The organism is Nocardia shimofusensis NBRC 100134 (assembly GCF_001613125.1).
Taxonomy (GTDB): domain Bacteria; phylum Actinomycetota; class Actinomycetes; order Mycobacteriales; family Mycobacteriaceae; genus Nocardia; species Nocardia shimofusensis.
This window is the reverse complement of record NZ_BDBT01000023.1, coordinates 24203-48761: the sequence shown is the minus strand read 5'-3', so window position 1 is coordinate 48761 and position 24559 is coordinate 24203. Positions and strand designations below refer to the sequence as shown.

Genomic DNA, 24559 nt, shown 5'->3' with positions numbered 1-24559 from the left:
GTCGCCGTCCGCCTCCACATCCCCGGGTGGCGACCTCCGTCGTCCGCACCGATCAGCCCGACGTATCAGCCGAAGCCGATTCCGGACGGGCGACGGGCCTCGCGGCGGTTCTCGAAGCCGCGAGCAACCGCTCCGGTTCGTCGACGTACAGGCTGATGTGATCGACCCGCGCGATCTTCCTTCGCGCGGGCACGAGCGCGGGAAGCGTGGCGGTGACCGGCGAGGTCAGCGTCAGATCGACCGTGGTGCCGTCCGCGCTGGGGAGGAACAACCGGCCCTCGACGACCGTGGGCGCGGTTTCGCTGAATCTGCTTCGAAGCGAGAGGGATTCGATCGTCGCGCAATCGATCACGGCCACCACGGCTCCGGACTGCCGAAGGACCAGCGACGTACCGGTCAGATAGTGCGGGTGTGTTCGATGCACCGACAGGTATCCGAACAGGGTGATCAGGGACCAGATCGACACGAGAGCCAGCGTCACGCGCAGCCACACCCACGGCAGCAGCAGATGCAGCACCCCGATCTCGACCGCGGTCGCGATCGCGAAGGCCACCGGCAGCGCCAGCGTCCCCCGGCGCGCGTGAAAAACGACGGCCCCCGGCTCGACACCACAGTCGCGACCGCGAATCGCCCGCCACAGCGCCCGATACCCCCGGATCTCGGCCCGGATCACCGGTAGGAAAGGAGACTGCCCCAGCGCCTGCCCCACCGCCGTCCGGAATCCATCGCCCCGGCGCATCCGGACTACGATCACCATCACGAACGCCGTGGCGACAGCCCCCGTCAGCGGTATCTCCAGCACGGCGAACAGTGACAGCGCCTGGCCTGCGGTGATGATTCCGGTCGCCAGCAGAACCGCGTCGACGAGTACGACGAGCACCGTCAGCACCTGCGCGATGTGCTGGAATCGCCGAAACCCTCGCATCGTCATCACGACGTCCCGGAACGAGCGGAGACCTGTTCCAGAAACCGCCGCACGACTTCCCGTTGCGCTCGGTCGGGAACGACCTCCTCCAGCGAGAACGCGCCGGACTCGACACCGGCCGCCTCCGGCATGTCGAACTCGACAAGCCCGCGGCGATGGGATTCGAGCATCCGCCGTACGAGCGCATCGATCTGCGTGGTGGCCGAATCCGGTTCTCGCCCTTCGAGTTCCACCCATTCCGACAGCAATGCCAGATACCCCGCGCGCGATTCGGCATCGGCCAGCATCTCCGCGAAGCCGGTCACGAACTCCGGCTCCGCGCCCGACAGCACGGCGGCTTCGAGCAGATCCCGCTCGAGCCGCAGCATCGCACCGACCGCCGGCGAGGACGCGGAGTCGACGGCGCCGTTCAACGCGGTCGCGAGTTCCCGGGGCAGGGCCGAGATCGGTTGCCCCTGTTCGGCTTCGGCCAGCATGGCGGTCAGCCGGGCGTGACGCCGGGCGAGCAGGGCCTGCTCGCTCTCGACGACCGCGAGCAGCGCCCGCAGATCCGCCAGCACATCGCGCTGGTCCGCACTCGACCTCTCCTCGGCCAGAACGGCGGCGACCGAGCCGAGCGGCACCCCGCTCGAGGCCAGCCACCGGATCCGCATCAGCCGTACGAGGTCACCCATCGCGTACTCGCGATAACCGTTGGCCAGCCGGCGCGGCTCGGCCAGCAGACCGAGCCGATGATAGTGCCGCACCGTCCGTGTCGTCGTCCCAGCGGCCTCGGCGAGTTGCCCTATCCTCATGTGCCCCAGTCTCGACCATGACGTCGCGTCGAGGTCAAGTCCGGTCTCGCGACAGACCGACGGGTCAGAACAGGAAGTAGCGCTGGGCCATAGGGAGTTCGGTGGCGGGTTCCTCGGCCCACACCTCGCCGTCGACGCGGACGGTGAAGGTGTCCGCGTCGACCTCGATGCGGGGCATGGCGTCGTTGCCGGGCATATCCGATTTGGTCACCGCGCGGACGTCCTTGACCGGGGTCAGGCGGCGGCGGACCGCGATGCGATCGGCCAGGCCGTCGTCGATGGCGTGGGCGGAGACGAAATGCAGTGAGGTCGCGGCGGCGACCGGGGCGGCGGCGCCGAACATCGGGCGCGGCAGGACGGGCTGCGGGGTGGGGATGGAGGCGTTGGCGTCGCCCATGGCGGCCCAGGCGATCGCGCCGCCCTTGAGGACGGCGTGCGGGCGAACGCCGAAGAAGGCGGGATCCCAGAGCACCAGGTCGGCGAGTTTGCCGGGTTCGACCGAGCCGATCTCGTCGTCGAGGCCGTGCGCGACGGCCGGGCAGATCGTGTACTTGGCGACGTAGCGGCGGACGCGGTTGTTGTCGGCGGCGCCGTCGCCGGGCAGGGCGCCACGGCGGCGCTTCATGACGTGCGCGGTCTGCCAGGTGCGCATCACCACTTCGCCGATGCGGCCCATGGCCTGGGAGTCGCTGCCGATCATGGAGATCGCGCCCAGATCGTGCAGCAGATCCTCGGCGGCGATGGTCGACGGGCGGATGCGGCTCTCGGCGAAAGCCAGATCCTCGGGGATGGCGGAGCTGAGATGGTGGCACACCATGAGCATGTCGAGGTGCTCGTCGAGGGTGTTGACGGTGTGCGGGCGGGTGGGGTTGGTGGAACTGGGCAGGACGTTCGGGTGCGAGGCGACGGTGATGATGTCGGGTGCGTGACCGCCGCCCGCGCCTTCGGTGTGATAGGCGTGGATGCCGCGCCCGGCGATGGCGGCGAGGGTGTCCTCTACGAAGCCGATCTCGTTCAGGGTGTCCGAATGCAGGGCGACCTGCACGCCGGAGGCGTCGGCCACGCGCAGGCAGGCGTCGATCGCGGCGGGAGTCGAGCCCCAGTCCTCGTGCAGCTTGAAACCCGAGGCGCCCGCGCGCAACTGCTCCCACATGGCGGCTTCGCTCACGGTGTTGCCCTTGCCGAGCAGGGCGATGTTCAACGGCCAGTGGTCGGTGGCCTCGAGCATGCGGGCCAGATGCCAGGCACCCGGAGTGACGGTGGTGGCCTTGCTGCCTTCGGCAGGGCCGGTGCCGCCGCCGATCAGGGTGGTGATGCCGCCGCCGAGCGCCTCGTCCATCAACTGCGGGCAGATGAAGTGGACGTGACAGTCGATCGCGCCCGCGGTGACGATGCGGCCGTTGCCCGCGATGATCTCGGTGGAGGGACCGACCACCAGATCCGGGTGCACACCGGACATGATGTCGGGGTTGCCCGCCTTGCCGATGGCGCTGATGCGGCCGTCGCGGATACCGATGTCGGCCTTGATGATTCCCCAGTGGTCGATGATGATCGCGCCGGTGATCACGGTGTCGGGGGCGCCCTCGGCACGGGTGGCGCGGGACTGGCCCATCGACTCGCGCAGCACCTTGCCACCACCGAAGACAGCTTCGTCACCGGCCAGTCCCGGCCCGCCGCTGCGGTCCTCGGTGATCTCGATCAGCAGGTCGGTGTCGGCCAGGCGCACGCGGTCACCGGTGGTGGGTCCGAACAGCTGCGCGTAGCGGGCCCGGCTCAGTTCGCTCACTGCTGCTCCCCCTCGGGATGGTTCGAATCGTCGAGGCGGCCAGGCGGATTCGGGCCGATGCCGTACACCTCGCGCGTGCCCGCCAGCGGGACCAGGGCAACGCGGTGTCCCAGGCCCGGTTCGAATCGCACAGCGGTGCCCGCCGGGATGTCGAGGCGGTGACCGTGCGCGGCGACGCGATCGAAGTCGAGCGCGGCGTTGGCCTGCGGGAAATGGACGTGGCTGCCGACCTGCACCGGGCGATCGCCGGTATTGACGACGTCCAGTTCGAGGCGTTCGCGGCCCGCGTTGAGCTCGATCACGCCCTCGGCGCAGAGATATTCGCCCGGGATCACGCTGCTGTCCCCTTCACGCGATCGGCCGATGGACGGTGACGAGCTTGGTGCCGTCCGGGAACGTGGCCTCCACCTGGACGTCGTGGATCATCTCCGGCACGCCGTCCATCACGTCCGCGCGGGTGAGTACCGTGCGGCCCGAGGACATCAGCTCGGCGACGGTGCGTCCGTCGCGCGCGCCTTCGAGCACGTGGTCGGTGATGATCGCGACCGCCTCGGGGTGATTCAGCGCCAGGCCGCGGGCCTTCCTGCGCCGCGCCAGCTCGGCCGCGTAGCTCAGCAGCAGTCGTTCCTGCTCGTGCGGCGACAATCGCATCCGGGCTCCTCACCGGTCGGCCGAAGAATGACGGACATTCTGGCACGCCCGCGCCGCTGCCGCCGGTCGAGCGCGGGCGGGTCAGTCCCGCTTGGGCAGGTTCGCCAACCGCACCTGACCGCGCGCGACGACCCGCTCCTGCTCGTCGGTGATGACTACCTGCCACAGCTGCTGGGTGCGGCCGCGATGCAGCGGGGTCGCCTCACCGCGCAGCACGCCCTCGCGCACCGAGCGCAGGAAATCGGTGTTGTTGTTGACGCCGACCACGGTCCCCCGCTCGCCGTACCAGACCGAACCCGCCACGCTGGCGAGACTTTCCACGACGGTGCAGTAGACGCCGCCGTTGACGATGCCCGCGGGCTGGTACAGGTGCGACTTGACGGTCCACTCGCCCGCCACGCGGTCGGGACCGACCTCGGTGTAGCGCAAGCCGATCAGGTCGGTGAAGGTGCCCAGTTCGGCGTCGACCTTGTTCAGCGCCTCCGGCGTCAGGGTGGTGAAACTCTGCTCTGTCATGCGGTCCAGCTTTACACCACACGAAACCGCGGCGCGGAGGGGGCCGCCCGGGCCGCGGGTCGACCGGAACGAAGCGGCGGGCCCCACCTCGTGGGACCCGCCGCGGCATGGATCGGGGGTCACTGCAGCCCTCAGGACTCGCACGCGATCCTTACGCCACCACGAACTATAGGGCAGGCTTACCTAACTTTCAAGAGCGCACGCACTGCCTCGCGCCGCCAGACCACGATCCCCGAGCGCTGTCAGCAGCGCCTGACCGCGCCGAGCGCCCAGCATCGAGTCCGTGCGCGCCAGATCCGGAACATAAGTGGCCGCGCCGACCACGGATTCGCCGACCAGCGACCGGAATCGGCGGCCACTCAGTCGCGAGCAGCGCGCCAACCCGTCGTAGACCAGCGTCAGCGACGCTTCGCAGCGATGCGCCAGCCAGACCGCCACGGCCCGCTCGCACGGCAGCGCGACGACGCCCGGACGGCCCGCCATCGGGTCGCCGTCGAGCACGCGCAGCATGGTGTCCTCGAGGCCCGCCCAGTCCAGGCCGCCGTCGTTGTCGTTGTGCACCCACAGGTTCTCCAGCCCGGGATCCCAGGCACGGCCGTCCATCACCCACAGCGCGGCCACCCGGCCGACGATCGCGTGCACGAGCGCGGTCGCGACCACCTCGGCGGCGATGTCGGCGCTGCGCATCTCGGCGGCGTGCCTGCGGTACATCATCTCGATGCGGCCCTCGCGCACCCCCTCCGACAGCTTCCACCAGCGCCGACGACCGTGCTCGGCGACCGCGGCCACGGCGTAAACGCGGGGATGATCCGGCTGCAGGGCACGCAGCCGCGCACTCGTGCGCTCGAACACCGAGTCGGCGTAGTGAGCGGAGAAACCGGTCAGGGTCTCGGTCATCGAAGCTCCTCGGGTCGGCTCCGGAATGAGGGAGTCGGAGCAGAAAAGATAGGTTAGGCTTACCAGACCTGACCGCGAGGCACCAGAGTCGATACACACCCGAAGAATCAACAGGAGCACGTCGTCGCCGTGACAACACTGGCCACTGTGCGGCGACGCCGCCGTACCGGACTGCTGGTCCTGTTCGCTCTCATGGCGCTGAGCGCGCTCGCCGGTGTCGCCGTCGGTGCGCGCGCCATCGCCCCGGCCGAGATCTACGACGCCCTGGTCCACGCCCTCGGCTGCGCGGGCGGGCCCTTCGCCTGTCCCGCGGAGTCCTCGATCGAGGAGATCGTGCGCGGCTACCGGATTCCGCGGACCGCGCTCGCCCTGATCGCCGGGCTCGCGCTCGGGGCGACCGGCGCGCTGATCCAGGGCTACACCCGCAATCCGCTGGCCGACTCCGGCCTGCTGGGACTCAACGCGGGCGCGGCCTTCTTCGGCGCGCTCAGCGTCTGTCTCTTCGGCTTCACCGATCCCGGGCAATACATCTGGTTCGCGATGACCGGTGCGCTGATCGCCGGCCTGATCGTGTTCGGCGCGTCCTCGATCGGAGGCGGCAGGGCCGGACCGCTGAGCCTGGTACTGGCGGGCGCGGCGGTCACGGCGTTCCTGCAGGCGATGACGCAGGCGGTGGTGCTGTTCGACGCGTCCGTGCTCGACACCTACCGGTTCTGGGTGGTGGGCACGGTGGCCGGACGCGACGCCGCGGTGTTCTGGCAGGTGCTGCCGTTCATCACGATCGGCGCGGTCATGGCACTGGCCGCCGCGCCCGGGCTCGATCTGCTGGGACTCGGCGACGACGTGGCGCGCGGGCTGGGGGTGAACGTCGAGCGCAGCCGGGCCTTCGGACTCGCCGCGGTCGTGCTGCTGTGCGGCGCGGCCACGGCGGCGGTCGGGCCGATCGCGTTCCTGGGCCTGGTCGTCCCGCATATCGCGCGGCGTTTCACCGGACCGGATCACCGGTGGCTCATCCCCTACTCGGCGTTGATCGGCGCCGTGCTGCTGTTGTTCGCCGACACGCTCGGCCGGGTGGTCACCCGGACCGGGGAGATCCAGGCCGGAGTGATGCTGGCGATCCTCGGCGCGCCGTACTTCATCGCGCTGGTGCGTCGCAAGAAGATGGTGAGCTTGTGAACGGCCGCGTCGCGGATCCCGTCGTCCTCGCCGAGGCGGAGTCGCAGCCCCTGCGCGCGGTTCGCCCGGCGCTTCGGGTCGGACCGGTGTCGCTGGTGCTGCGCCCACGCATGGTCGTGATCGTCATGCTGCTGGCCGCGCTGGTGTTCGTGTTGTTCTGCCTGGACGTCGCCTTCGGCGAGACCACTGTGCCGCTGGGGCGGGTGCTCGACGTGCTCGCCGGCGGCGGCACGCGGTCGCAGCGCTACATCATCCTGGATTCGCGACTACCGCGCGCGCTCACCGCTGTCGTGGTGGGCGCGGCGCTGGGACTGGCGGGCGCGATCACCCAGTCGATCCTGCACAATCCGCTGGCCAGTCCCGATCTCCTCGGGGTGACCACCGGAGCGAGCCTCGGCGCGGTCGCGGTCCTGGTCTTCGCGGGCATCGGGTCGACGGGCCTGGCGGCCACGGTCGGCGCGCCGCTGGCCGCGCTCGCCTGCGGCCTGCTCACCGCCGTGCTGATCTATCTGCTGGCATGGGGACGCACCGCGGGCAACGGGCACGGCGCCACCGGACTGCGGTTCGTGCTGATCGGCATCGGCGTGAACGCGCTGCTCGCGGCTTGCCTGAGCTGGCTGGTCGCCCAGGCGGACACCGAGGACGCGGCCCGCGCCCAGCAGTGGCTGGCCGGATCGCTGAACTTCGCCGACTCCAGGGCGCTGGTCCCCGCCGCGCTGGCGCTCGGCGTGGTCACCGTGGTCGCGCTTTGCTCGGCGCGCACTCTGGCCGCCATGCGCATGGGCGAGGACACCACCCGGGTGCTGGGCGTGCGCGTCCAGACCCAGCAGGCGATCCTCATCGGCGCGGCGGTGGTCGCCGCCTCGGTGGCGACCGCGGCGGTCGGTCCGGTCGGCTTCGTGGCACTGGCCGCGCCGCAGATCGCCCGGCGGGTGTTGCGCACGCCGGGCGAGCCGCTGATCGGGTCGCTGTTGATCGGCGCGGTCCTGGTGGCGGGGGCCGATGTGGCCTCGCGGACGCTGTTTCCGGTCGATCTGCCGGTGGGTGTGGTCACCGCGGGCGCGGGCGGACCGTTCCTGCTCTACCTGCTCGTGCGCATGAATCGGAAGGCGACGCTGTCATGACCGAGATCCCCACCACGGCGCGAGCGCATCGGCCGCATCGGCTGGGCGCCGAGGACGTCCGCCTCGGCTACGGCGATCGGATCATCGTCGACGGGCTCAGCCTCGACATCGAGCCGGGCGTGGTCACCACCGTCATCGGACCCAACGGCTGCGGCAAGTCCACGCTGCTGCGTTCGCTGGGCAGGCTGCTGCGCCCGAGCGCGGGCCGGGTCGTCCTCGACGGCAAGGCCATCTCGTCGATGAAGACCAAGGACGTCGCCCGGATCGTGGGCATGCTGCCCCAGACCCCGGTCGCCCCCGAGGGCCTGACGGTGGCCGATCTCGTCGCTCGCGGCAGGCATCCGCACCAGTCCTGGCTGCGGCAGTGGTCGGCCGACGACGAGACCGAGGTCATGGCGGCACTCGATCAGACCGGCATCGCCGACCTGGCCGACCGGCCGCTCGACGAACTCTCCGGCGGCCAGCGCCAGCGCGCGTGGATCTCGATGGCGCTGGCCCAGGGCACCGACATCCTGCTGCTCGACGAGCCGACCACCTACCTGGATCTGGCCCACGCGCTCGAGGTGCTCGACCTGGTCGACCGCCTGCACGAAGAGCTGGGCCGCACCGTGGTGATGGTCCTGCACGATCTCAACCTGGCCATCCGCTACAGCGACCGGCTGGTGGTCATGCGCCAGGGCCGGATCATCACACAGGGCTCCCCCACCGAGATCATCACCACCGACTTGTTGCGCGAGGTCTTCGCCCTGCGGGCGAGAGTGCTCGAGGATCCGGTCTCGGGTCGGCCGATGGTCGTCCCGATCGGCGCGCGCAATGTCCTGCCCGGTATCGGCCGGACCCCGGCGGGCACAGACGGCGCGGACTCACCATCGCCGGTTCCGCCGGCGGATATGACGAATACCATACCGGTAACCAGATAGTTACGACAGGGTGTAGTACGCATTTGCGTCGTTGAGTCCGTAAACTCGAAGGATGGCAGGTCTTGGTGAACTCGAGAAGGCGGTCATGGACCAGTTGTGGTCCAGCGACCAACCGCAAACCGTCCGGCAGGTGCACGAGGCACTGGCCGCGCGCCGCGAACTCGCGTACACCACGGTCATGACCGTGCTACAGCGCCTGGCGAAGAAGAATCTGGTGGTCCAGCGGCGCGACGATCGAGCGCACCGCTACGCGCCCGTGCACACCCGCGACGAACTGGTCGCGAGCCTGATGTTCGACGCTCTCCAGCAGGCCGACGAGGCGGGCAGCCGCGCCGCCGCGCTGGTGCACTTCGTCGAGCAGGTCGGTCCCGACGAGGCCGATGCGCTGCGAGAAGCCCTGGCCAGGCTCGAGGCCGCCGAAGGTACCTCACCGCCGCTCGACTGAAGCGGCGAGCCGACCGGGTTAGGATGTGGTCGGCCAACCGCCCTGGGACGCACAACGAGGTGCGTTCCCGGTCCCCACAACGCAGTGAGCTGAGTCGATGAACGCAACCGCGCCGGTCTTCGCCGGACTCGCCTTGCTTCTCGCGGGCCCCGCGCCCGCGTTGCTCAGCCGTGCGACATGGCCGTACCGCACACCCCGCGCCGCGCTGGTGCTCTGGCAGGCCATCGCCCTGGCCGCCGTGCTCAGCGCCTTCGGTTCCGGCTTGGCCATCGCCGCGGAACTGCTCGTGCCCGGCCCGGACGGGCGTCCCACCACGTCCCCGACGCGTGAGATCGATGCCCTAGGGCTGCCACTGTGGCTGGCCTACGTGCTGGTCTTCGCGCTGACCCTGATGGTCGGCGCGCGGCTGGTGTTCTCAATCGTCCGCGTCGCCGTGCACACCCGGCGCCGCCGCGCCCGGCACCGGATGCTGGTCGACCTGCTCGACCAGAGCGGACCTCGCCGCCACGCCCACGACATCCGTGTCCTGGCCGCCACCGAGCCCATCGCCTACTGCCTGCCCGGCCTGCGCAGGCGCGTCGTGCTCAGCGAAGGCACCCTGACCAAGATGGACGGCCCGGAGATCACCGCGATCGTCAGCCATGAGCGCTCCCATCTGCGCGCCCGCCACGACCTCGTCCTCGAGGCGTTCACCGCGGTGCACGAGGCCTTCCCCCGGGTGGTGCGCAGCAAGGCCGCACTCGGATCGGTGAAGCTGCTCATCGAGTTGCTCGCCGACGATTCCGCGGTCAAGGTCACCGGCCCCACCCCGCTGGCCCGCGCGCTGGTGGCATGCGCGAAATCCACCGCCCCGCAGGGCGCTCTGGCCGCGGGCGGGCCGACCACGCTGATCCGCGTGCAGCGGCTCGGTGATCGCGTCAACGGTGGCGATGTGCGCATCGCCACTGCCGCATATCTCGGTTCGATGGCCATCCTGGTGGTGCCGACCCTCGCGGTCGCGGTACCCTGGCTAGTCGAACTGAGTCGATTGTTCGGTCACTGAACTGTTGGACCCTGGGTCCTGAACGTTGTTCACGGACCGTCCGACGACCGAACCGACACCCCGACGACTGTTCGCCGAGCGGATCCACCGCCCGAGCAACGAACGGTTTCTCACCGCGAGGCCTGATATCCACCGGCCACCCGCGGGCGCACCCTCCGCAGCGACGATCGCAACGGTCCGGCGCGCGCACGGCCCCGCTCCCCGGCGTGGCCGACCCGAGCGGCGCCCGAGGGCACCGCACCGAGAAAGGCTTCACCCATCTCCGTAACCACTACGCCCGACGCCGCGACGCCCACCGTGTCCTTCGCGTCACTGGGCCTGCCCGCCGTGCTCGTGCAAGCGCTACGCCGCGGCGGCATCGACGCACCCTTCCCCATCCAGGCCGCGACCGTCCCCGACGCGCTCGCGGGCAAGGACGTGCTCGGCCGCGGTCCCACCGGCTCCGGCAAGACGCTGGCCTTCGGCCTGCCCATGCTCGTGCGACTGGCGGGCAATGCCGCCGCGCCGCGCCGCCCCCGCGGCCTGGTGCTGGTTCCGACCAGGGAGCTGGCCGCCCAGATCGAGCGCGCGCTCGACGAACCCGCCCTCTCCCTCGGTCTGCGGGTCGCCTCCGTGGTCGGCGGCGCGCCGATCAAGCGGCAGGCCGACCGCCTGGCGCGCGGTGTCGATCTGCTGATCGCCACCCCCGGCCGGCTGTCCGACCTGATCTCCCAGGGCGCGGCCGCCCTCGACGACGTGCTGATCACCGCGCTCGACGAGGCCGATCACATGGCCGACATGGGCTTCCTGCCCCAGGTCACCCGGCTGCTCGACCAGACCCCGAGGAACGGCCAGCGGCTGCTCTTCTCGGCCACCCTCGACGGGGAGGTCGACAAGCTGGTCAAGCGCTACCTGCACAGCCCGGTCACCCACTCCACCGCGCCGCCCGCGGCTTCGGTGTCGACCATGTCCCATCACCTGTTGTTCGTGCGTAAAGCCGACAAGCGCGACGTGATCACCGAGATCGCCGCCCGCGAGGGCCTGACGATCCTGTTCGTGCGCACCAAGCACGGCGCGGACCGGCTCGCCAAGCAGCTGCGCGCGGCGGGCATCGCCTCCGGCGCCCTGCACGGCGGCAAGGCGCAGAACAACCGCACCCGCACGCTGGCGGCCTTCGCCGACGGCTCGGTTCCGGTACTGGTCACCACCGACGTCGCCGCCCGCGGCATCCATGTCGACGGGATCTCGCTGGTCGTGCACGTCGACCCGCCCGCCGAAGCCAAGGCCTACCTGCACCGCGCGGGCCGCACCGCGCGGGCGGGCGAGGACGGCGTGGTGGTCACCCTGGTGACCGAGGACGAACGCGCCGACGTCACCAAGATGACCCGCAAGGCCGGCGTCGAGGTCGTCGGGGTCGAGGTCCGCGCGGGACATCCCGCGCTGCGCGACATCACCGGCGCGCGTACGCCGTCGGGCATCGCCATCCCCGCCCCCACCCCGCCCGGCAACCCGCACGCGGGCAGCGGCGCGAGCCGTGGTGACGGCGCCGGACAGCGCCGCGCGCCGTCGCGTCGCGGCCGGTCCGGTGGCCGGGCAGGCGCGGCCGCGGGCAGCCATGCCGACCGCCCCGCGTCGGCGGGCCGATCCGGCGGCAAGCCCGCCTCCGCCCGTACCGACGGGTCGGCGGGCACGCCGCGTGCCCGCCGCGGCGAGGCCGCGGTGGGTGGCGAGCGACGCGCACCGCGTACCGGCGAGGGCGGCCACACCGGCCGCAACCCGCGCGCCGTACGGAGCGCGGGCGCTCCCGTGGGCGGACGCCGCCGGGCGCAGGGCTGATCCTGTGCCGGTTACCGACTCCCGCGGGTATCGGTAACCGGCACCATCCCGGCGGCGTTCTGCTCGATGCTCGGCTGCTCCTGCCTCCCGGTGAGCAAGGCGGGCGCCAACGCGGCGGTCGCGGTCGCGGTCGCCGCCGAGGCGCCTGCGACGGCCCAGCCGACGGGCCCCAGCGGGCGGCATCCGAAGTAGGTGCACACCACCGGGGTCATGACGACGGTGCCGAGAACCGCCCCGCTCGCGGCGATGGTCACCCAGACCATGGGGCTGCGATAGCCGGAGACCAGTGTCTGACCGAGCTGGGTGCCGATGAGGGCCACCAGGCCGATCGTCGCGGCGCGACGCCGGGTGCCGGTGTAGCGCCCGATCGTCCAGGCGACCGATGCTCCCGAGGCAGTGGCGATACCACGCACCGAAAGGGTCCGCATGAGGTCGGCCCCGAGTCCGGCGGGAGCGGTTTCGGCCAGCCGATCCGACGCCAGGCGAGCCAGCGCTTCCGGATCGTCGGCGCCCTCCGGGTCGGTGGTGTCGCGATCGGGCGAAAGTGCCAGCGCCATCGCGGGGAACATGTCGGTCAGCATGTTCACCAGCAGGAATTGGCGAGTGCCCAGCGGCGCCCTGCCGCTGAGCGCGGTGCCGTAGAGAGTGAAGGCCACTTCACCCGCGTTACCGCCCACCAGCACGCCCACGGCATCGGTCACCCGTCGCCACATCCCACGCCCCTCCACGATCGCGTGCAGAAGTGCCAGCGGATCGGGCCTGGTCAGCACCAGATCGGCGGCATTGCGCGCGGCCACCGATCCGTGTGCGGCGACGCCGATTCCGATGTCGGCCGTCCGAATGGCCGCGGCGTCGTTGCTGCCGTCGCCGGTCATCCCGACCACGTGGCCCGCACGGCGCAGCGCGTCCACGATCCGGACCTTCTGCGCGGGATCGATGCGAGCGAAGACGGTACTGCGTTCGATCAACTCGCTCTGCGCGGTCTCGTCCAGTCCGTCCAGGTCGGCTCCGGTGGTGACCTCGACCGCTTCGATGCCCAGCTGCCCGGCGACGGCCTGCGCCGTCACCGGATGATCGCCGGTGATCATCCGGACGCTGATCCCGTTGCGCAGCAACGCGTGCACCATGGCCCTGGACTGCGGGCGCGGGATGTCGGCGAGGCCGAGGAAGCCGAGCAGGGTGAGTTCACCGACCATGCGTTCGACATCGTCGGGTTCCCGGGAGAGGTCGCGACGGGCGACCACCAGCACGCGCAGGCCCTGCTCGGCCAGCTCGCGCACCATCCGTTCGGCGCGTTCGCGCCGCTCGTCGTCGAAGGGTTCCGTGCCGCCGTCCGCCGCGCGCACCCGGGTGCACCGGGCGAGGACGATCTCGGGGGCGCCCTTCACGATCAGTCGCAACTTGCGGGTGATGCGGCCGAGCGCGGCCGCGTAGCCGCGATTGGACTCGAACGGGATCTCCTCGATCGAATCCCACCGATCGTCGCCGCCGAGAACCGCGGCGGCGTCGAGCACCGCGCGGTCGGTGGCGTGCACGACCGGGCCGTCGTCGGGATCCGGGCATGCCCTGGCGGCGGTCCGCAGTAGCCTGCGCGCGTCCTCGGAGTCGGCAGCCGGGGACCACTGTTCGTCCACGTCCGCCAAGGCGGCCAGACGCAGCCGTCCTTCGGTCAGCGTGCCGGTCTTGTCGAAACACAGGGTGTCGACTCGTCCGAGGGCCTCCACGGTGCGACTGGCCCGGACCAGCACCCCGTAGCGCGACAGCCGGCGGGCCGCGGCCAACTGGGCGACGGTCGCCACCAACGGCAGCCCTTCGGGCACCGCGGCGACCGCCACCGCCACACCGTCGGCGATCGCGGTGCGCAAAACCCTGCCACGCAGCACGCCGAGGATCGTGACCACACTGCCGCCGGTGAGCGTCAGCGGCAACGCCCGATCGGTCAACTGCCGCAATTGCGCCTGCACACCGCCCTTTTCGGGCGGCACGGCGCCGGACGCGGCGCGCCCGGCCTGGGTTTCCGCGCCGACGGCGACGACGACCGCGCGTCCGGTCCCGTTGACCACCGTGGTGCCTTCGAAGAGCATGCATGTCCGATCGGCCACCGCCGCGCCGGGCGCCGCGGCCACGTGCTTCTCGACGGTCACCGACTCACCGGTCAGTCCGGATTCGTCCATCTCGAGGTCGTCCGCCCGGAGCAGCCGGGCATCCGCCGGGACCACCTCACCCGGCCGCACGACGATGACGTCCCCGATCGTCAGCAACGCCGCGGGCACCTCGCCGTCCTGCGCGGGCGCCGAGTAAGCCACCGCGGCGTTCTCACCGCCGCGTTCCACCAGCCGGCCGGTGAGACGCTCGGTTTCCAGCAGCCGGTGCAGCGCCCGCTCGGCGCGCTGACGCTGCCGCGCGGAGACGACCGCGTTGACGGCCAGGACCGACGACAGCAGCATGGCGTCCGACAAGGAGCCGAGAATCGCGGTCGCGATCGCACCCACCCCGAGGATCGGCGTCAACGGATCGGCCAGTTCGCCGCGCAGATGCCGCGCGAACGACGCCGACGACGACAGCACCGGAAGGCTCCGCGCGCCCCCGGTGCTCCGCTCGGGTACCGGCACCGGCTCCGGCAACCGAGCCAGTACCTCGTCGGGTTCGAGCGAGTGCCAGGGCAGCGACGGTGCGAGCGTGATCTCCGGTTCGGCGCGCACCGCGCGCCACCCGGTGAAAGCGCCGGTGATCAGCGCCGTGGAATGCGCCGCGGTCATCGGCACCGTGCTGTTCTCCCGCTCGGGCGCCACGGCCAGCAGCAGTCCGCCCAGCGCCGCCGCGGACAGGGCCAGCGAACGGCCGCGTTCGCTCATCCGGCGGGCCGGGGCGACCGCGGCGAGCACTCGATGCACCTGGGTCATGTCCCGGCAGACCACGTCGGCGGCCCACGGGATCTGCCATGTTCCGTGGTCGCGGCGCGCCAGCCCGATCGCGACATCGGCAGCGGCCATGGCCTTGTGAGCGCGCGGGCTCAGAACCGCGACCATGTGCCCGTCTCGTTGCAGCTCGCGCACGATCTTGCTCATCGACCGCGAGCGATCGACGAACTGATCGGACAGTGAACGCAGATCGGCTGTGTCGGCGCGTCCGGTGAGCACCACCCGCAGCCCGGCGGCGCGCGCCTGTTGCAGCAGCAGATGCGCCCGCTCGTCGAGTTCTCGTCCGATGAGCACTTTTCCGACCGGCTCTCCGGCCTCGCGCAGTTCTCGCCACACCGGACGCGAGGTCAGTCCCCGATCGGGGTGCCCGGTCCCGACATGGACCAGCATCAGGGCGGCGTCGTCCTGTGTGTCGCTGTGCCACAGCAGTCGTTGGGCGGCGCTCCACACCTTCGTGCGCGTCCACCGCTCGCCCGCGGGTGCCGTGTCGGCAGGTTCCGCGGCGAGCACCAACCGTCGAGAGGTCAGCAATGTCTCTCCGTCGACGACCAGGGCGGACAGCCGATCCAGGCGCCGCCAGATCCCCGGATGCAGGGTCAGCGCGCCCGCTCGCGACATCATCACCGACACGGTGGAGCCGTACGCCTCGCGGCAGGCACGCGCCGCCTTGGGAGCGCCGAGTTCCAGCGCGCCCGTGGTACCGAGGACACCGCGCCCGCCCAGAATCGTGGCCAGCGCCCCGGCCATCGAGCCCGCCGCGACTTCGTCCGCGACGCGCTCCACCGGACCGAGGGGCGCGTCCGCCGGCCTGGCGCGTGACGCGAGCGCGACGGGCACCGCGGGTGGGCGGCTGCCCATCTCGGCTTCCCATTGCTGCCACCGGGCATAGCGCGCCAGCGCCTCGGTGAACACCAGACTTCGTTGCACCGTGTCGACCATCAGGTCGGCGACCCCGCGCGCCGCCCGGTCGCCGAGGGCGTTTCCCAGGGCGCTGGTCGTGGTGAGCAGCAGATCGGTCCGGGGACGTCCCAGCCGTTGTTCCAGCCGCCTGCGCACGCGCGGCTGGGTATCGGTGAACGCCGCCGCCGCGCGCAGCGCGCGTGCGGGGCCGCGCAGCGGCAGCAGCGCGCCTGCCCCCGAGACAGCCATCGCGCACACGTCGCCCGCGACCTGGATTCCGGCCGACAGCACCGGTTCCCGGTCGTCGGGGTGCTCGACGGTGCGGTTCCAGTCCAGATCGTCGACCTCGGCGTCGGCCTCCACCGATTCGATGGCCGACAGCAGCTCGGGCACATCCTCCGCACCTTCGGCGAGTGCCACGACGACATGACCGGTGACCGCGTTCACCCGCCACCACCGCACCGCGTCCCGCCGGGACAGATGCTCGGCCAGCGCGCGCACGACCGCCTCGCCCTTGTCGCTCGCCAGCCCCCGTACCTCGACCGTCGCCCGGTCCCTGTGCAGCGCCACCCGGCGCTGCGAGCGGCGCGCATGCGGATCGAGCAGGGCGCCGAATTCGTGACCCAACCCCACACCGCGACCGAACTCCACGACCGAGGCCCCCGCCCTGGCACCCGCCTCCACCACCCGTATCGGTGCGTCTACCGCGGTCACCGTCGCCTGCGCGGCGATTCGCACGCCGGCGCGGGCCAGATCTGTCACGACTGTGCGCGGTGCCTCGAACCACCAGGACGAGACCGCATCGCGCAATGTGAAAGCCATGATGGGCGCCTACCCCGGCCGTCGAGGGCAAAACGGGTTCACCGGGATCAGGTGTTTCGGTCCGCGACCTGCGGGTAGGCGACCGGAGCTTGCGCTGTGCCACCTACCCGAGGAATCCGATGACAGCGAAAGGGATGGGCCCCGCATGACATCCATCTGGTCGACAGCCGATGACACCGTGACGCGCCCGCCGCTGCCGCCAGGGCAGCGGCACGATGTCGTCGTGGTCGGCGCGGGCCTGACCGGTCTCGTCACGGCACTGCTGCTCGCCGAGGCAGGCAGAGACGTGGTCGTCGTGGAAGGCAGGCGGATCGGGGTCGGCACCACCGGCCTCAGCACCGGCAAGGTGAGTCTGCTGCAGAGCACCCGGGCCGGCCGGATCGCCGAACACTGCTCCCTCGACGCGCTGCGCACCTACCTGGACGCCAATCGGGCCGGCCAGCGCTGGCTGCTCGACTACTGCGCGTCGCACGCGGTCGACGTGCAACACCGGGCCGCGATCACCTACGCGCAGACCGCGGCCGCCGGCGACGACATCCGCGCCGAGCACGAGATCACCCGCGCGGCCGGTCTGCCGACGGAATACGTCCACGAACTCGACACGCCGTTCCCGTCCTTCGGCGGGGTGCGCCTGCCGGACCAGGCCCAGCTGGACCCGATGGCCGTTCTGCTCGCATTGGCCGCCGACCTGGATGCTCGGTCGATCCCGATCTACGAGTCGACCCGAGTGCAAGGCGTGGGGTGGGAACCTCGGGGCGACCACCTCGTCCGCACCGATCAGGCCGACCTGCGCGCCGGAACGGTGATCCTGGCGACCGGCGCCCCCATCCTCGATCGCGGCGGCTTCTTCGCGCGCCTGACCGCCCAGCGCTCCTATCTCAGCGCGTTCCGTGTCGGCGAACCGATACCGGGCGAGATGTTCATCAGCGCGGACTCGCCGACCCGGTCGCTGCGCACGGTCCCGGCCGAGGACGGGGAACTGCTTCTCGTCGGCGGCAACGGTCACGAGGTGGGGCGCGCCGAGAACACGACCGAACTGGTCGAGGACCTGGTCGATTGGACACAGCGCGTGCTGCCCACCGCCGAACCGATCGCGCACTGGTCCGCGCAGGATTACACACCGGTCGGCGAACTGCCCTATGCCGGACCGCTGTTACCCGGGAGCGATCGCATCCTGATCGCGACCGGCTACGCCAAGTGGGGGCTGACCAACGGCGTGGCCGCCGCGCTGGCACTGGCCGGGCACATCACCGGCGCGACGCCTGCCTGGGCGCCCGTCTTCACGACATGGCGACCGCCCGCCCTGCACGCGATCACCTCGACTGCCTCGGCCAATACCGCTGTGCTGCAATACCTCACCGCGGGGTGGCTGAGCGGCATGCGCGGTGACGAACCCGATGACCGGCCCGCCGAAGGGTGCGGACGGGTGCGCAGGCAGGGGCTGCGGCCGGTCGCCACCGCGACGGTGGACGGGGTCACTACTTCGGTGTCTGCGGTCTGCCCGCACCTGTACGGCGTCGTTCGATGGAATTCGGCGGAGAAGTCCTGGGATTGCCCGTTGCACGGGTCCCGATTCGCCGCGGACGGCAGCGTCCTCGAGGGGCCCGCCACCCGATCGCTCATGCCGTAGTGCGCCGGATCGCGCGGTGAGCGATCATCCGGTCTGGTCGATCGTCGCGGCCCTCGCCGCGGCCGCGATGTTCGCGGTGGCGGCGGTGGCCCAGCAACGGGCCGCGGCCGCGATCGCCGACGACGAGCCGCTCGTCGGCTCCCTGGTGCGTAATCCGCGGTGGCTGGCCGGAATCGGCGCGGACGCGGGCGGCTACGGATTGCAGGTGGCCGCGCTCGCGCTCGGTCCGGTGCTGATCGTGCAACCGCTGTTGGTGACCGCACTGGTGTTCGCGCTCCCGCTCTCGGCCCGCATCGACGGGCGGCGCGTAGCGGCCCGCACCTGGTGCTGGGCCGTTCTGCTCATCGTCGCGCTGGCCGCCTTCCTGCTCGTCGGCGCGCCCACCGCGGGCAATCCGTCTGCGCCGCTGCGCGATTGGCTGGCGCCCCTGGCCGTCCTGCTCGGCGGCATCCTGGTGGCGGTGCTCCTCGCGAGCGCCGCGCGCCGGACTTCCGACGGCACGGGCGCCCGCGCCGCACTGCTGTTCGGCGCGGCAGGCGGCGCGCTGTTCGGTGTGACCGCCGCCCTGACCGATTTCGTGGCGGGCCGGTTCGCCCACGGCCTCGACGCGGTCGTGAGCAGCTGGCAGACCTGGGCACTGATCGCCGCCGGCCTCGCCGGTGTCTACCTGCAACAACGCGCTTTCCAAGCGGGCAGCCTCACCGCCGCGCTGCCTGCGGCCACCGTGGCCGAACCGCTGGCGGCCGCGTTCCTCGGTCTCACCGTGCTCGACGAGAGCCTGCGCACCGACGGCCTCGCGCTGGTCGTGGTGCCGCTGACGGTGATCGTCCTGTGCGCCGCCGCGGTCGCCCTGGCGCGCGCCGAAGCCGCCGAATGAGGCCGTCCCGCCCCATCTTCTCCCGCTGTGCGCGCACTCCTCGAGGAACACGGCGCGCCCGCCCGCTCGTCGTTACTATCGGTCGAGTGCAGTTCCTCCCCGGACACCAGCCGCCCTACGACCTGACCTACGACGACCTCTTCCTCGTCCCGAACCGGACGGATGTGGCGTCACGGTTCGACGTGGATCTGTCGACCGTCGACGGGTCGGGCACCACCATCCCGATCGTCGTGGCGAACATGACCGCCGTGGCGGGCAGGCGCATGGCCGAGACCGTCGCCCGGCGCGGCGGCATCGTCGTGCTGCCGCAGGATCTCCCGCTCGGCGCGGCCGCCGACACCATCGCCTTCGTCAAGAGCCGCTCGCTCACCGCCGATACCCCGGTGGCGCTCGAGCCGGACCACTCGGTCTCCGAGGCGGTGGCGCTGATGCACAAGCGCGCGCACGGCGCGATCGTGGTGATCGAAGCGGGCAAGCCGGTGGGTGTGGTGACCGAGGCGGCCTGCGCCGACGTCGACCGGTTCGCCAGGATCGGCGAGATCGCCAACGGCGACTTCGTGCGGGCTCCGGCCAGTACTTCCCCGCGAGAACTGTTCGATCTGCTCGAGTCCCAGCACGCGCACCTGGCCGTGCTCACCCACGACGACGGCTCACTGGCCGGGGTGATGACCCGCACCGGCGCCATCCGCGACGGTATCTACCAGCCTGCCGTCGACGCCGACGGCGCGTTGCGCGTCGCGGCGGCGGTCGGCATCAACGGCGATGTGGCGGCCAAGGCGAAATCCCTGGTCGACTCCGGCGCCGACCTGCTGGTCATCGACACCGCGCACGGTCACCAGGCGAAGATGCTCGAATCGCTGGCGGCTGTCGCCGGGCTCGGCCTCGGCGTGCCGCTGGTCGCGGGCAATGTCGTCTCCGCCGAGGGCACCCGCGATCTGGCCGAGGCGGGTGCGGACATCATCAAGGTCGGTGTCGGCCCCGGCGCCATGTGCACCACCAGGATGATGACCGGCGTCGGCCGGCCCCAGTTCTCCGCGGTGGCCGAATGCGCCGCCGCCGCAAAGGAACTCGGCGTGCATGTGTGGGCCGACGGTGGTGTCCGCCATCCCCGTGACGTCGCACTCGCGCTCGCCGCCGGAGCTTCCAACGTGATGATCGGTTCCTGGTTCGCCGGCACCTACGAATCCCCCGGCGACCTCCGGGTGGACCGCGACGGCAACGCCTACAAGGAGAGCTTCGGCATGGCCTCCAAGCGGGCCGTGGCCGCCCGCACCGCCACCGACAGCGGCTTCGATCGGGCCCGCAAGGCGCTGTTCGAGGAGGGCATCTCCCGTTCGCGGATGCGGCTGGACCCCGAGCGCCCCGGTGTCGAAGATCTCATCGACCACATCTGCTCCGGTGTACGCAGCGCGTGCACCTACGCGGGCGCCCGAACCCTGCCGGAGTTTCACGAGCGTGCGGTGCTCGGCGTGCAGTCGGCGGCGGGTTTCGCGGAAGGACGGCCGCTGCCCGGCGGGTGGTGAGCCTGCCCGAACCCGCCGACGCTACGGTGCGGCGCTGCAGGGACAGCCCGGTAACATGATGGTTGCCGGGGTCTCCCCGGCCTCACGTACCACGGCACAGCGCTGCCACGTCGAAAGGGAACACGTTGCCACCCGCGTCCGAGGGCGCCACTCAGGAGGGCTCCTCTACCGAGCCGGGTGACAAACCCGGCGCACTCCCCGATAACGCTCCCCCTGGACGGTGCTGACCTTGGCCACCGTCCTGACGATCCTCAGCATTCTCGGCTTCATCGCCCTGACCGCGGGCACGGCCTTGTTCGTCGCCGCGGAATTCTCCCTGACCGCCCTGGAACGCAGCACCGTCGAAGCCGCCGCCCGCTCGGGTGACGTGCGCTCGCGGATGGTCCGCCAGGCCCATCGCACCCTGTCGTTCCAGCTCTCCGGCGCGCAGCTCGGTATCACCATCACCACCCTGATCACCGGCTACATCGCCGAACCGGTGATCGCGCGGCTGCTGGGTCCGCTGCTCACCACGATCGGCCTGCCCGAGGGCGCCGCGAGCGGTCTGTCCCTGGCCCTGGCGCTGATCATCGCCACCTCGCTGTCGATGATCTACGGCGAGCTGGTGCCCAAGAACATCGCGATCGCCAAGCCGATGGCCACCGCCCGCGCGACGGCGGCTCCGATGGTCGGCTTCTCGGTGGTGTTCAAGCCGATGATCCACTTCCTCAACAACACCGCCAACTGGGTGGTGCGCAGGCTCGGCGTCGAACCCGCCGAAGAGCTGCGCTCGGCGCGTTCCCCGCAGGAGCTGGGTTCGCTGGTGCGCACCTCCGCCCAGCGCGGATCGCTCGACCAGCGCACCGCCCTGGTCGTGGACCGCTCGCTGCGGTTCGGCGAGCGCATCGCCGAGGAACTGATGACCCCCCGGGTGAAGGTGGAGTCGCTCGACAAGGACGACACCATCGCGGATCTGATCGCCGCGGCCGAACGCACCGGCTACTCCCGCTTCCCGGTGATCGACGGCGACCTGGACAACACCCTCGGCGTCGTGCACGTCAAGCAGGCGTTCACCCATCCGGCGAGCCGGCGGCGAACCATTCCGCTGCACCAGCTGGCCACGCCGGTGCCCGCCGTGCCCGCCAGTCTCGACGGTGACGAACTGCTCGAGCGGGTGCGCGCGCACGGTATGCAGGTGGCGCTGGTCGTCGACGAGTACGGCGGCACCGCGGGCCTGGTCTCGATGGAGGATCTGATCGAGGAGATCCTTGGCGACGTGCGCGACGAGCACGACGAGGAGGAACTCGACGTGCGCCGCACCTCCGACGGCTGGGACTGCTCGGGCCTGCTGCGCATCGACGAGATCGGCCGGGCCACCGGCTACGAGGCGCCCGAAGGCGAGTACGAGACGCTCGGCGGGCTGGTGCTGACCATGCTCGGCCGCATGCCCGAGGTCGACGACCAAGTCGTGCTGCCGAACGCGGGCGCCGCGCATCATCGACCGGCCGACGAGGAATCGGGCCACGGCGGCTGGATCGCCCGGGTGGAACGGATGGACGGCAGGCGCATCGACCGCGTCCGCCTCATCCCGGTGCCCGCCGAAGACCTGCTGCCGCGCACACTCCAGGAGAACAACCATGGGTGATCTGTTCGGAGTGGTGCTGACCTTCGTGCTGCTGGCGGGCAACGCCTTCTTCGTCGCCGCCGAATTCGCGCTGATCTCGGCGCGCCGGGACCGGCTCGAGGCGATGGTCGCCCAGGGCAAGCGCAACGCCACGACCGTCATCAAGGCCGGTGAGAACCTGTCGATGATGCTGGCCGCGGCGCAGCTGGGCATCACGATCTGCTCGATCCTGCTCGGCCGGGTCGGCGAACCGGCGGTCGCGCATCTGCTGGAGAAACCGTTCCACGCGCTGGGCATGCCCGATCAGCTGCTGCATCCGGTGTCCTTCGCGATCGCGCTGGCCATCGTGGTGGTCCTGCACATCCTGCTCGGCGAGATGATCCCGAAGAACATCGCGCTGGCAGGCCCGGAACGCAGCGCGCTGCTACTGGTGCCGATCCACCTGGTGTTCCTGCGGCTGGCCCGCCCGCTCATCGCGCTCTACAACCTGGCCGCCAACCTGACGCTGCGGATGCTGCGCATCGAGCCGAAGGACGAGCTGGACGCCACGGTGTCCAGTGTCGAACTGGCCGAGATGATCGGCGAGTCGCGGTCGGAGGGCCTGCTCGACGAGGAGGAGCACCGGCGGCTGACCCAGGCGCTGGGCACCTCCGAGCGCACCGTCGCCGACGTCATGGTGCCGCTGGCCGCCACCAGGTCGATCCCGTTGCGCGGCAGCGGCAGCACCCTCGGCGATATCGAGACCGCGGTCGCCGAGACCGGGTACTCGCGCTACCCGGTCCGCGCGGGCGACGGCTCGCTGGTCGGCTACCTGCACGTCAAGGACGTGCTGGACAAGGTCGCCGACGAATCCGCCGGGCCGGGCACACCGATCCCGCGCACCGACATCCGTCCGTTGCCCGCCCTGACCATCGGCACCCCGCTGGTCGAGGCGCTGGCCCGGCTGCGCCGCACCAACAGTCACCTGGGCCGAGTGGTCGACAGCCGGGGCAACACCTGCGGCATCGTCGCGCTGGAGGATCTGGTGGAGGAATTCGTCGGCACCGTCCGCGACACCACCCACCGCAACGCGGAGTGATCCGACGGCATCCGCGCGGGTCGAGACTGTGCTGCCCGCCCGGCGGAGGGCGAGGAGTTCGACCCGCGCGGGTGCGAGATGATCGACAGGATGTCCAGCAGTGAGGGAAGGGAGCAGGGCGCGGTGATCGTGCTGCCCGAAACGGAATGGCGCGCGCGGGCGGCCGCGCATCGCGCGCGGTTCGACGAGCTCGCCGGGCCGTACCTCGAACGGCGCGCGGCCGGGGAATCCCACCCCGTCATCGACTTCCTGTTCACCTACTACGGCCAGAAGCCCGGGCAATTGCGGCGCTGGCATCCGGGTTTCGGGATCGGCATGGCCGCGGCGCACGAGTACCACGGATCCCGCGGCTACCACCGGGTCGACGGCGCCGACGGCCCGGTGTTCACGGCCGATCCCGCGTTCCTGGCTCGTCGCCGCGACACCGTGGCCTTCGTCGCGCGACTGCTGCGCGCCACCGCCGCCCGGCCCGCGCAGCTGTCCTGCTTCGGCCTGCACGAATGGGCGATGGTCTACCGCACCGACGACATCCGGCACAGTCGGGTGCCGCTGCGGCTCGGCCGCGCGGCCACCGACGCGGTGGTGGAGTCCCAGTCGCTGCGTTGCACGCATTTCGACGCCTACCGGTTCTTCACCCCTGACGCGGTCGGCCGCAACGCCGCCGTCCTCACCCGCGAGGACCAGATCGCCGCCGAGCAGCCCGGCTGCCTGCACGCGAACATGGACCTCTACAAGTGGGGTGGCAAACTGGTCCCGCTCGTCGGCTCCGACCTGCTGCTGGATTGCTTCGAATCTGCCTGCACCGCACGCGAGCTGGATATGCGCGCGAGTCCCTACGACCTGAGCGACTACGGCTATCCGCCGGTGCCCGTCGAAACAGCAGCGGGCCGTGCGGAATACGTCCGGGCCCAAGCCGCGATCGCCGACCGCGCGGACGGGCTTCGCGCCCGGCTGCTGGAGGTGTGCGAACGGCTCCTGGAGCGCCCCGTCGGCACTTCCGACGCCGCACCGGCCGCCCGACCGTCCCGGCACGCCCGGCGGGCGGGCGCGGTCGAATCCCCGGAAACCGTCTTCTGAGACAACCCCGTCGCCCTACCATTCAGTCAGTTCACGC

Annotated in this window: 20 protein-coding genes; 12 read left to right on the top strand and 8 right to left on the bottom strand. The window is 71.1% G+C overall.

Annotated elements, in window-relative coordinates; genetic code table 11:
• Nucleotides 1-52 precede the first annotated feature (52 nt).
• The 7 genes from NS3_RS20390 to NS3_RS20360 form a co-directional block, all read right to left on the bottom strand.
• Nucleotides 53-931 (bottom strand): hypothetical protein, encoded by an 879-nt coding sequence (locus tag NS3_RS20390; protein WP_174550496.1) that lies wholly within the window; start codon nt 929-931, stop codon nt 53-55.
• On the bottom strand, nt 931-1719 hold the full coding sequence (locus tag NS3_RS20385) for a MerR family transcriptional regulator (RefSeq protein ID WP_067862163.1): 789 nt from the start codon (nt 1717-1719) through the stop codon (nt 931-933). Before NS3_RS20385 ends, NS3_RS20390 begins: the two co-directional genes overlap by 1 nt.
• 64 nt (nt 1720-1783) lie before the next feature.
• Nucleotides 1784-3505 carry an urease subunit alpha gene (locus NS3_RS20380; RefSeq protein WP_067862160.1) on the bottom strand — a complete coding sequence of 574 codons (1722 nt, stop codon included), beginning with the start codon at nt 3503-3505 and terminating at the stop codon, nt 1784-1786.
• Complete coding sequence (locus NS3_RS20375; protein ID WP_067862158.1) at nt 3502-3840, bottom strand: urease subunit beta; 339 nt, start codon at nt 3838-3840, stop codon at nt 3502-3504. The genes NS3_RS20380 and NS3_RS20375 overlap by 4 nt, the downstream gene beginning before the upstream one ends.
• 13 nt (nt 3841-3853) lie before the next feature.
• Nucleotides 3854-4156, bottom strand: a complete 303-nt coding sequence (locus NS3_RS20370; protein WP_067862156.1) for an urease subunit gamma — start codon at nt 4154-4156, stop codon at nt 3854-3856.
• Between the two features lie 81 nt (nt 4157-4237).
• On the bottom strand, nt 4238-4672 hold the full coding sequence (locus NS3_RS20365) for a PaaI family thioesterase (RefSeq protein WP_067862154.1): 435 nt from the start codon (nt 4670-4672) through the stop codon (nt 4238-4240).
• A 183-nt stretch (nt 4673-4855) separates the two neighbouring features.
• On the bottom strand, nt 4856-5569 hold the full coding sequence (locus NS3_RS20360) for a hypothetical protein (RefSeq protein ID WP_067862152.1): 714 nt from the start codon (nt 5567-5569) through the stop codon (nt 4856-4858).
• A gap of 129 nt (nt 5570-5698) precedes the next feature.
• Here NS3_RS20360 and NS3_RS20355 point away from each other — a divergent pair, with 129 nt between their 5' ends.
• The 6 genes from NS3_RS20355 to NS3_RS20330 all read left to right on the top strand — a co-directional run bounded on the left by NS3_RS20355 (nt 5699) and on the right by NS3_RS20330 (nt 12091).
• Nucleotides 5699-6745, top strand: a complete 1047-nt coding sequence (locus NS3_RS20355; protein WP_067862150.1) for a FecCD family ABC transporter permease — start codon at nt 5699-5701, stop codon at nt 6743-6745.
• Nucleotides 6742-7869, top strand: a complete 1128-nt coding sequence (locus NS3_RS20350) for a FecCD family ABC transporter permease (RefSeq protein ID WP_373865329.1) — start codon at nt 6742-6744, stop codon at nt 7867-7869. The genes NS3_RS20355 and NS3_RS20350 overlap by 4 nt, the downstream gene beginning before the upstream one ends.
• Nucleotides 7866-8789 carry an ABC transporter ATP-binding protein gene (locus NS3_RS20345; protein WP_084495773.1) on the top strand — a complete coding sequence of 308 codons (924 nt, stop codon included), beginning with the start codon at nt 7866-7868 and terminating at the stop codon, nt 8787-8789. The genes NS3_RS20350 and NS3_RS20345 overlap by 4 nt, the downstream gene beginning before the upstream one ends.
• Nucleotides 8790-8841: 52 nt before the next feature.
• The gene (locus NS3_RS20340) at nt 8842-9234 is read left to right on the top strand and encodes a BlaI/MecI/CopY family transcriptional regulator (RefSeq protein ID WP_067862148.1); all 393 of its coding nucleotides are present in this window, start codon (nt 8842-8844) and stop codon (nt 9232-9234) included.
• Between the two features lie 97 nt (nt 9235-9331).
• Nucleotides 9332-10276, top strand: coding sequence for a M56 family metallopeptidase (locus NS3_RS20335; RefSeq protein ID WP_067862146.1), 945 nt, complete (start codon nt 9332-9334; stop codon nt 10274-10276).
• A 297-nt stretch (nt 10277-10573) separates the two neighbouring features.
• Nucleotides 10574-12091 carry a DEAD/DEAH box helicase gene (locus NS3_RS20330; protein WP_245649715.1) on the top strand — a complete coding sequence of 506 codons (1518 nt, stop codon included), beginning with the start codon at nt 10574-10576 and terminating at the stop codon, nt 12089-12091.
• Between the two features lie 11 nt (nt 12092-12102).
• On the opposite strand, the gene NS3_RS20325 is transcribed toward NS3_RS20330, so the two are convergent.
• Nucleotides 12103-16734, bottom strand: a complete 4632-nt coding sequence (locus NS3_RS20325) for a cation-translocating P-type ATPase (protein ID WP_067862142.1) — start codon at nt 16732-16734, stop codon at nt 12103-12105.
• Between the two features lie 145 nt (nt 16735-16879).
• On the opposite strand from NS3_RS20325, the gene NS3_RS20320 reads away from it, so the two are divergent.
• The 6 genes from NS3_RS20320 to NS3_RS20295 all read left to right on the top strand — a co-directional run bounded on the left by NS3_RS20320 (nt 16880) and on the right by NS3_RS20295 (nt 24522).
• A complete protein-coding gene (locus tag NS3_RS20320; protein ID WP_067862140.1) occupies nt 16880-18364 on the top strand; it encodes an FAD-dependent oxidoreductase in 1485 nt (494 codons plus the stop codon).
• A 16-nt stretch (nt 18365-18380) separates the two neighbouring features.
• Entirely contained in the window at nt 18381-19241 is an 861-nt protein-coding gene (locus tag NS3_RS20315; protein WP_169811664.1) for a DMT family transporter, read from the top strand.
• Between the two features lie 86 nt (nt 19242-19327).
• Nucleotides 19328-20764: a GuaB1 family IMP dehydrogenase-related protein gene (locus NS3_RS20310; protein WP_067862138.1), complete on the top strand. Its 1437-nt coding sequence runs from the start codon at nt 19328-19330 to the stop codon at nt 20762-20764.
• 229 nt (nt 20765-20993) lie between these two features.
• Nucleotides 20994-22388, top strand: a complete 1395-nt coding sequence (locus NS3_RS20305) for a hemolysin family protein (RefSeq protein ID WP_067862266.1) — start codon at nt 20994-20996, stop codon at nt 22386-22388.
• Entirely contained in the window at nt 22381-23445 is a 1065-nt protein-coding gene (locus tag NS3_RS20300) for a hemolysin family protein (protein ID WP_067862136.1), read from the top strand. Before NS3_RS20305 ends, NS3_RS20300 begins: the two co-directional genes overlap by 8 nt.
• A gap of 90 nt (nt 23446-23535) precedes the next feature.
• Nucleotides 23536-24522: a 3-methyladenine DNA glycosylase gene (locus tag NS3_RS20295; protein ID WP_245649714.1), complete on the top strand. Its 987-nt coding sequence runs from the start codon at nt 23536-23538 to the stop codon at nt 24520-24522.
• Nucleotides 24523-24559 lie beyond the last annotated feature (37 nt).